An 8,294-nucleotide genomic window follows, 5' to 3' on the forward strand; every position below is an offset into this window, starting at 1 on the left:
CGGCGCCGTGACCGAGGGAGTCGTTGACGTTCTTGAAGCGATCGAGGTCGAGCATCAGGATCGAGAAGGTCGGCCCGCCGTCCTCCAGCCGGCCATTGAGCTCGTCGAGCCGGGCGAGGAAGAACGCGCGGTTCGGCAGGCCGGTCAGGACGTCGGTCTGGGCGAGCTCGAGCACCCGCCGGTTGGCCAGCGACAGCCGCCGCGAATTGCGGCTGGCGAGCATGAGATAGGTCGACAGTGACAGCGTCAGCAGCATGCCGACGATCAGCACCGCGCCCGCGCGATCATAAGTCGTCTCCAGCGGACCACCGGCAGTTGGCACCGCCCGCACCTGCCAATCGGTATCGCCGATCTTGAGACTTCCCGACCAGTGCAGCGCCCGCGCGACGTCCCGCATCGACTGCGGCCCCGTCGCTGCCGACGAATAGTCCGGCAGCATCTGCTCCAGGCTGACGATCTGCGCGGAGAAGGGCGGATAGACGTTCATGCTGACCGCGGGGCTTGCTCCGGTGGTCACGCGAATGGTCTGGATCAGCAGGGGCAGGTCGAAGACGCCGACCACGAAGCCGGCGAGATTGCGGCGCCGGTCCGCGTCCGTCTCGCGCGACGTTCCCTTGGCGTAGACGGGAACGGCAACGAGGACATCGGGCAGCCGGCCCCCTTCCCTCGGCTCGAACAGCCGCGTGCGAATGGCTGCGACCTTGTCGTTGTCGCGCGCACGCTCCAGAAACGCGCGGCGCTCCGGAACGGTGGCGTAGTCCATGCCATAGACCGCCGAGGTCTTCGGCTGCGTCGAGTAGTACACCGGAAAATATTCATCGCTCTGCGGCGCAGTCGCGAAGCTCGCGCCCTGAAGCGACTTGATGCGATAGCCGGAAACGCCGTCCATGATCGCCGCGGCCTCGTATTCCGAGCGCTCCTTGCGGTTGACGCGCGGCAGCCAGGCGATGCGGAGCATGCCGGGATGGCGCTCGAACAGGCGGGCGCTGAAGGTCTCGAATTCACTGCGGGTGACCTCGTCGTTGGTCGATTCGAACAGCGTGCGCAGCGCGACGAGCCTGGAGATGTATTCGCCCATGCCGTTCTGCATGACGATCGCTTCGGTTTCGGCCGCGTTCTCGAACTCGATCCTGTTGACGCGATCTTCCCACCGCGCCACGGCGGCCGCGCCCACGAGCGAGAACAGAAGACCGACGCCGGCCGCGACGAGCGCAGGGCGATAGAGTCCGAGCAGCGGCGCGGCACGCCACCACCCGGTCATGCGCCTCCGATCCTGATCGTTCTGGTCGCGATCGCCCATCCTGAAGCCGCCGTCCCCCATCTGCGACGAGCCGAACCTCTGGTTGAAGCACCGGCGCTGCTATCGGAACAAGGCCGCGGTTAAGAACTGCACAATTTCGGAACCGGATCGTTATGCAACGCGTGAATTAGTTAATGAAGTCCGTGAATGACCCGGCATTGTGGAAGCAACTTGCCGGTTTTGCCCGGAGTACTACGGCCTGCCGACGCGCTGCCGGTTAGCGAGCTATTCAGGCTGCGGGGATATCTTGCACAGGTCCTCTTCCATCCCTCCGGCAACACTTCCCGATGTATCGATTTCGATCAGCGACATCCGTCGTCCTGACCATCGTGCTCCTGGCTACGACCATGCTTCCGGCGAAAGCCGAGGAGGCCGGTGTCAGCGAGGACGCGATCCTGTTCGGCCAGGCCGCCGCGCTGGAAGGCCCCTCCTCCGCGCTGGGACAGCGCATGCGGCAAGGCATCGTCGCAGCGTTCACCGAGATCAACGCCAAGGGCGGCGTTTACGGCCGCAAGCTCCAGCTCATCAGCCGCGATGACGGCTACGACCCCGATCGTTCGGTGGCCCAGACGCTGCACCTGATCGAGGACGACAAGGTGTTCGCGCTGATCGGCGCGGTCGGCACGCCGACCGCGATGGCGACGATTCCGATCACCAGCGCCAGGAACGTTCCCTTCATCGGCCCGTTCAGCGGCGCTGAATTCCTGCGCGACCTCGAACTTGCAAACGTCGTCAACATCCGCGCGAGCTATGGTGCGGAGGCCGAAGCGTGGATCAAGCACCTCACCGAGGATCGCAAGTTCACCCGCATCGGCATCTTCTACCAGGACGATTCCTTCGGCCGCGATGGTCTGAACGGTGTGAAGCGCGCGCTCGCCAGGCGCGGCCTGGAGCTTGCCGCCGAAGGCACCTTCGAACGCAACACCCGCGCGGTCACGGCTGCCTGGCGCATGATCAAGCGCGCCGAACCCGAGGCTATCGTGATGGTCGGGACCTATGGTCCCTGCGCGGAGTTCATCAAGCTCGCGCATCGCCGCGGCTTCTATCCGACTTTCGTCAACATCTCCTTCGTCGGCGCCAATGCGCTCGCCAGGGAACTCGGCCCCGACGGCGAAGGCGTCATCGTCTCGCAGGTCGTGCCGTTTCCCTGGGATCGCTCGCTCAAGCTCGTCGCCGACTACCAGGCGGCGCAGAAGGCGTTCGATCCGACGCTGACGCCGGACTTCGTGTCGCTCGAAGGCTATCTCTCCGGCCGCCTCGCGGCCGCGGCGCTGGAAAAAGCCGGGCCGAAACCAACGCGCGCAAGCCTGCTCCGCGCCATCAACGATGTCGGCCGCTTCGACATCAGCGGCAGCATCGTCAGCGTCGGCATGCGCATGCTCGACACGCCGCCGAAGGTGTTTTTGACGGTGATCCAGAAGGACGGGACGTTCAGGGCGGTGGATCGGCTTTAGGGCCGCCGCGTCCAGCGCTCGGCGTTGACCGCCCCCGGCGGGACCTCGCCTTTGACGATCGCCTCGACCTGCCGGACTGTTTCCAGCGACTGATATTCGATCGCCTGCGGCGTCAGCCCACCGACATGGGGCGTTGCGATCACGTTCGGCAGCTTGGCGAGCTCGGGCGTCGGCATCTGGTCGGGCGCGCGGCCGACGTCCATAGCGGCGCCGGCGATGCGGTTTTCGCGCAGCGCCTTCGCAAGCGCCGCTTCGTCGACGAGATTGCCGCGCGAGAGATTGATGAACACGGCATGCTTCTGCATCCGTGCCAGCGCAGCCTCACCGATCAAGTTCTCGGTCTGCTCGTTGGCGATCGCAAGGCAGACGACGTAGTCCGATGCGGCGAGCAGCTCGTCGAGACCGACCTGCCGGATCGCGGCATCGCTGACGATAGCGAAAGGATCGGAGACCAGCACCTCCATCCGCAGCACATTTGCGACCTCGGCGAGATAGCGGCCGATGCTGCCATAGCCGATGATGCCGATCCGGCTACCGGCGAGCTGGCGGCCCATTCGTGCTTCCGCCTTGCGGCCGGCCTGGTAGTCGGCCGTGCTCCGCGAGACGCCGCGGGAGAGATCGACCATGAAGCCGAGTGCGAGCTCGGCGACGGCCTGCACGAAGCCGGGCCCGGCGCGGGTCACGAGCACGCCTGCTTGCGAGGCCGCCTCGACGTTGACGTTACGGATGTCGACAGCACAGCGGACGAAGGCCCGCAGATGCGGCAGCTGCGCAAAGATCTCGCCGCGCCCTTCCGTCATGCGGTCGGCAACGATGATGTCGACGTCTTTCGCCGCGCGCACGAGGCCGGCGGCGTCCAGGGGGTCATCGCCCTCGTGCAGGATCACCTCCGCGGCAGCGCGAAGACCGTTCAGGCTGCGATCGCCGTAATAGTTCCGCCGCATCTCCGGCGTGTGAGCCAATAGAATCTTCACGGCAAAACTCCTTCAGTAGCCGAATGCCCGCGGCAGCGCGGTGCTCAGCCACGGCACGAAGGCGATGACGAGCAGGCAGAGGAACAACAGGCCGAGATAGCCCATGATCGGCTTCACCGTCTGCTCGATCGGCACGTTGCCGATCAGGCAAGCGCCGTAGAGCCCGAGCCCGAGCGGCGGCGCGAACAGGCCGATGCCCATGGCGATGACCAGGACGACGCCGAAATGCAGCGGATCGACGCCGAGCTGCACCGCGACCGGCAACAGCAGCGGCCCGAAGATGATCAGCGCGGCCGCGCCTTCCAGCACCGAGCCCATCACGATCAGCACGGCGATCGCCAAGAGAATGAACAGCCACACGCCTGAGGTCTTTGACAATCCGAGCATGAAATCGCCGACCGCATGCGGCACCTGCTGCAAGGTCAGCGTGAACGCCAGCGACTGCGCGGCGGCGACGATGAACAGCACGAGACCTGCGCGCGTCGCGGCCTGCACGAAACTGTGCGCCGCCGACTTGAAGCTGAGCTCGCGAAACACCACGCTGCCGACGACGAGCGCATAGGCCACCGCGAAGGCGGAGATTTCGGTCGCGGTGGCAAAGCCGCTCTTGAAGCCGAAGAAGATCATGAAGATCAGGCCGAACGAGGCGATCGCGCCGCTCCACAGGCCCGAAACCGGCATCTGCGGCTCGACCTCCTCGACCTGCGCCGGCCGCTTGCCGAAGATGATGGACACCGCGATCAGGACGGCCGCCATCAGCGCCGACGGCAGCAGGCCTGCGACGAACAGGCCGCCGATCGACAGGTTGGCCACAAACCCGAGGATGATCAGGTTGATGCAGGGCGGGATGGTCTCCGCCATCACTGCGGAGGCCGCCAGCAGCGCCACTGCGCCGCCCGGATTCTGCTTGGAGCGGCGCGCCGCCGGAATCAGCACCGAGCCGACCGCGGCGACGTCGGCCATCTTCGAGCCCGAGATGCCGGAGAACAGCACCATGGAAGCGACCATCACGACGTTCAGCCCGCCGCGCATGCGCCCGACCGCGCGCTGCAACAGCTCGATCAGCCGCACCGACATGCCGTTGGCTTCCATGAGGTAGCCGACGAGGATGAAGAAGGGGATCGCGAGCAGCACGAAATTGTCGATGCCGCGCGCCATCTGCTGGGCGAAGATGACGCCGGGCAGCGCGCCTTCGACCCAGATGAAAACCAGCGCGGCGAGCGCCAGCGCAAAGCCGATCGGCAAGCCGCCGAACAGCGTTGCGAAGAAGCCGATCAGCATCAACGTGCCCGCCGACGGCACCGAGGACGGCGACAGATAATCCCAGGCGAGATAAAGGCCGGACACGACGACAATGGCGACGAGGCCCCTGACGATGTCAGGGAGCGGCCGCGCGCAGAGGTGGTCGATCGCGAACACCGTCATGAAGAGCGCGCCGACGCCCATCGGGTAGAAGGTCAACTCCAGCGGCAGGCCGGATCCGGTGGTCTGGCCCGCCGTCAGCGAGCCCAGCTTGATCGCATGGTAGGCGACATAGCCGGAGATCAGCACGACCAGCAGGGCGCTCGCGGCATCGACCAGCGCACGCAACCGCACCGGCAGCAGGTCGCGGAAGAAGGACACGCCGACATTCTCGCCGCGCGCGAGCGCACTCGCCGCCCCGAAGAAGGCCGATCCGACCATCAGCCCGCGCGCGACGTCATCCGACCATTCGACCGGCGCGTTGAAGAAGAAACGCAGCAGGACGGAGGCGCAGACCACCACGAGATCGGCGGCCAGCAGGATGGCCGCGATCGCGTCGCTGGCACGCAGCAGCAGGGCGATGCTCCCGTGGCGGCCGCCCGAAACGGGCACGGCGGCTGTCATCACCAGCTCAGATTTGGTCATCTCAGGCTTGGGTCGCGCGGATGATGTCGATGACGGCCTTCGATTCAGGCCGCGCCTTGATGAAGTTCTCGGTCTGCGGCGCCACGCGCTTCCTGAACGCCTCGCGGTCGCATTCGGCCACCGTCACGCCCTTCTCGGTCAAAGCCGCCAGCGCCTCTTTCTCGACCGCAAGTCCATGGGCGCGCGTGTCGGCCGCGGCCTTCTTGGCGGCATCGAGGAACCCCTCGCGCAGCTTCGGATCCATGCGGTTGTAGGTCACGTCGCTGAAATAGATCGCGAGCGGCGAGAAATTATGCTGCGTCAGTCCGTAGAACTTCGACGTTTCAAAGAACTTGCTGGCCAGGATCGTCGGCGGATCGTGCTCGAGGCCGTCAAGCACGCCGGCCTGCAACGCGGTGTAGATCTCACCGAACGCCAGCGGCGTCGCCGCGGCCCCCATCAGCCGCAGGCATTCGGTGATGACGGGGTTCGGCAGCGTCCTGATCTTGAGGCCCGCGAGATCCTCCGGCGTCTTCACCGGCTTCTTCGCCAGCACGCTGCGCGAGCCGAAATTATAGGCCCAGGCGATGATGCGGATGTTACCGCCCTTGAGCAGAGCGTCTTCGATCGGCTTTGCGGCGCCGGCATCGAAGGCCTTGGTCTGCTGCGGAAAGCTCGAGAACAGGAAGCCGAGATCGAACGTGCCGACCAGCGGCACCAGATTCGCCGAGATCGACGAGCCCGACACCATGAGGTCGATGACGCCGAGCTTCACCGAGTTGATGACGTCGATCTCCTGGCCGAGCTGGTTGTCGGGAAAGAAGGCGACCTCGATCTGCTCACCAAGCCCGTTCGCCTTCAGGCTCTTGACGAGATTGTCGTAGTAGACCCGGCCGTTGGCGAATTTGGGATCGTTCGGCAGCGAGGAGGAGCATTTCAGCTTCAACGTCGCGGCTTCGGCGCGGCCGATGATGGCGGGGGAGAGCACGAGACCGGCGGTGACCGCCGCCGATGACTTGATGAACGCGCGACGGTTCACGGGCACGATGGTCATGGTGCGGTCTCTCCCAAATTGTCTTTTTTGTTCGCCGCGGTCGTTGCCCCAGCCTGTTGCGCGGACTGTATGGCCAAAGCGGCGGCACAGGCAAGCGAGGCTCCCTCGCCTTCGACGTGCCGCACGAGGAGTCTAGCGGCGTCCGCAAGCACGACGAATCGACCAGGATTCCTGCGGACTTACGACGAGGATCGGCCTGCGGCCACACCCGCGCAACGGGCGCCGTCGCGCAGGATCGACATCAATCCAATTGGAGCATGGATCAATGCGCAATTCACATGGGTGAACCCAGAACGATGCCTTCCGGTCGCAGCAGACACCTGCCCCATTTTGCCGCACGACGAACGTGATCCAGTGCACAGACGGACTTCTGGCGGCCCCCTAGAAAAAGTGACATCATCGCGCATTGCCGATGGAGGTGACACCATGCGCCGTCCAGTCTTTTCCAATTTGCTGCTTGCATCCAGTCTTCTTGCGCTCACGCAAATGATGTCACCGACGGACGCCGCCGCCGAAGCGCGGCTCGCGCTGGTGATCGGCCAGTCCGCCTATCGCACTGTGCCGGAACTGCCCAACGCCGCCAACGACGCCAAGGGCATGACCGAGCTGCTCGGCAATGCCGGCTTCACCGTCACCACGGCCGCCAATCTGGCGCAAACCGAGATGCGCGCGGCGATCTCGGATTTCGCCGGCAAGGTCAGCGCCAGTGGCGCCGACACCGTTGCGCTGGTGTTTTATGCCGGCCATGGCCTGCAGATCGACGGCGAGAACTATCTCGTTCCTGTCGATCTCGATCCCAAGCGCGAGGCCGACATTCCGCTCCAGGGCGTCCGGCTGAACGACATGCTCAACACGCTCGGCGCGCTGCCGACGCGGGCGCGCATCTTCATGCTCGATGCCTGCCGCAACAATCCATTCCCCGCGCTGAGCGGCGCCGGCCACGGACTTGCGATCGTCGACACCAAGGCCGGTGCGCCCGGCTCGTTCATCTCCTATTCGACCTCGCCCGGCGCCGAAGCCGAGGACGGCTCCGGCATCGACAGCCCCTACACCACCGCAGCACTCACGGTCGCCAAGCAACCGAACCTTCCGATCGAGGAGGTGTTCAAGCGCATCCGCGTCGCCGTCGCGCAGTCGACCGACGGACGGCAGATTCCCTGGGAAAGCTCGTCGCTGACCACCGACTTCAAGTTCTTCGGCGAGAGCAGCGGCAGTCAGCCTTCCCTTCCGGGCGCAAATTCGATGGCGCTCGCCAGCGGCACGCGCAGCGTCGAGGAGTGGCGCAGGGACTTGCAGGGCAAGCCGGCCATGGTCGCCTATGAACTCGTCATCACCGACGACACGGTGCCGGCGTATCAGGCCTATATCGAGCTGTACGCTCAGGACACACGCACGCCGCGCCTGCGCACGGTGCTGGAACGACGGCGCCAGATGCTGGCCTGGGAGCGCGCAACCGCGATCAACACCCGCGCTTCGTTCGAGGCGTATCTTGCGAATTGGGACAACAGCGACCTCGCCGCGACCGCGCGCCGGCTGCTGCTCCGCGTGCAGAACCGCAATTATGGTGTGCCTGTCGCCGCTGCGGCGACCCCAGTTGCCGTCGCGATGGCCCCGACCTGCCCGTGCTCTACGCCGTCACCGCCGGC

At 65.5% G+C, this 8,294-nt stretch carries 6 protein-coding genes; 2 read left to right on the forward strand and 4 right to left on the reverse strand.

All coding sequences use genetic code 11. The features are described 5' to 3' along the window. On the reverse strand, positions 1-1,261 hold a 1,261-nt coding region (locus tag MOV74_RS24600; protein ID WP_246928441.1), incomplete at its 3' end, for a CHASE domain-containing protein. 326 nt (positions 1,262-1,587) lie between these two features. Between MOV74_RS24600 and MOV74_RS24605 the strand changes: the two genes are divergently transcribed. Then, a complete protein-coding gene (locus MOV74_RS24605) occupies positions 1,588-2,754 on the forward strand; it encodes an ABC transporter substrate-binding protein (RefSeq protein ID WP_246928443.1) in 1,167 nt (388 codons plus the stop codon). Here the strand turns inward: MOV74_RS24605 and MOV74_RS24610 are convergent. The 3 genes from MOV74_RS24610 to MOV74_RS24620 are packed head-to-tail and all read right to left on the reverse strand — an operon-like array spanning position 2,751 to position 6,648. Continuing rightward, positions 2,751-3,728 carry a hydroxyacid dehydrogenase gene (locus MOV74_RS24610; protein ID WP_246928446.1) on the reverse strand — a complete coding sequence of 326 codons (978 nt, stop codon included), beginning with the start codon at positions 3,726-3,728 and terminating at the stop codon, positions 2,751-2,753. The genes MOV74_RS24605 and MOV74_RS24610 overlap by 4 nt on opposite strands. Positions 3,729-3,740: 12 nt before the next feature. Beyond that, positions 3,741-5,615 carry a TRAP transporter large permease subunit gene (locus tag MOV74_RS24615; protein WP_246928448.1) on the reverse strand — a complete coding sequence of 625 codons (1,875 nt, stop codon included), beginning with the start codon at positions 5,613-5,615 and terminating at the stop codon, positions 3,741-3,743. Between the two features lies 1 nt (position 5,616). Further along, a complete protein-coding gene (locus MOV74_RS24620; protein ID WP_246928450.1) occupies positions 5,617-6,648 on the reverse strand; it encodes a TRAP transporter substrate-binding protein in 1,032 nt (343 codons plus the stop codon). A 426-nt stretch (positions 6,649-7,074) separates the two neighbouring features. On the opposite strand from MOV74_RS24620, the gene MOV74_RS24625 reads away from it, so the two are divergent. After that, the coding region (locus tag MOV74_RS24625; RefSeq protein WP_246928451.1) for a caspase family protein at positions 7,075-8,294 on the forward strand (1,220 nt) is incomplete at its 3' end.

The sequence above is a fragment of the Bradyrhizobium sp. SHOUNA76 genome (assembly GCF_023006445.1).
GTDB lineage: Bacteria > Pseudomonadota > Alphaproteobacteria > Rhizobiales > Xanthobacteraceae > Bradyrhizobium.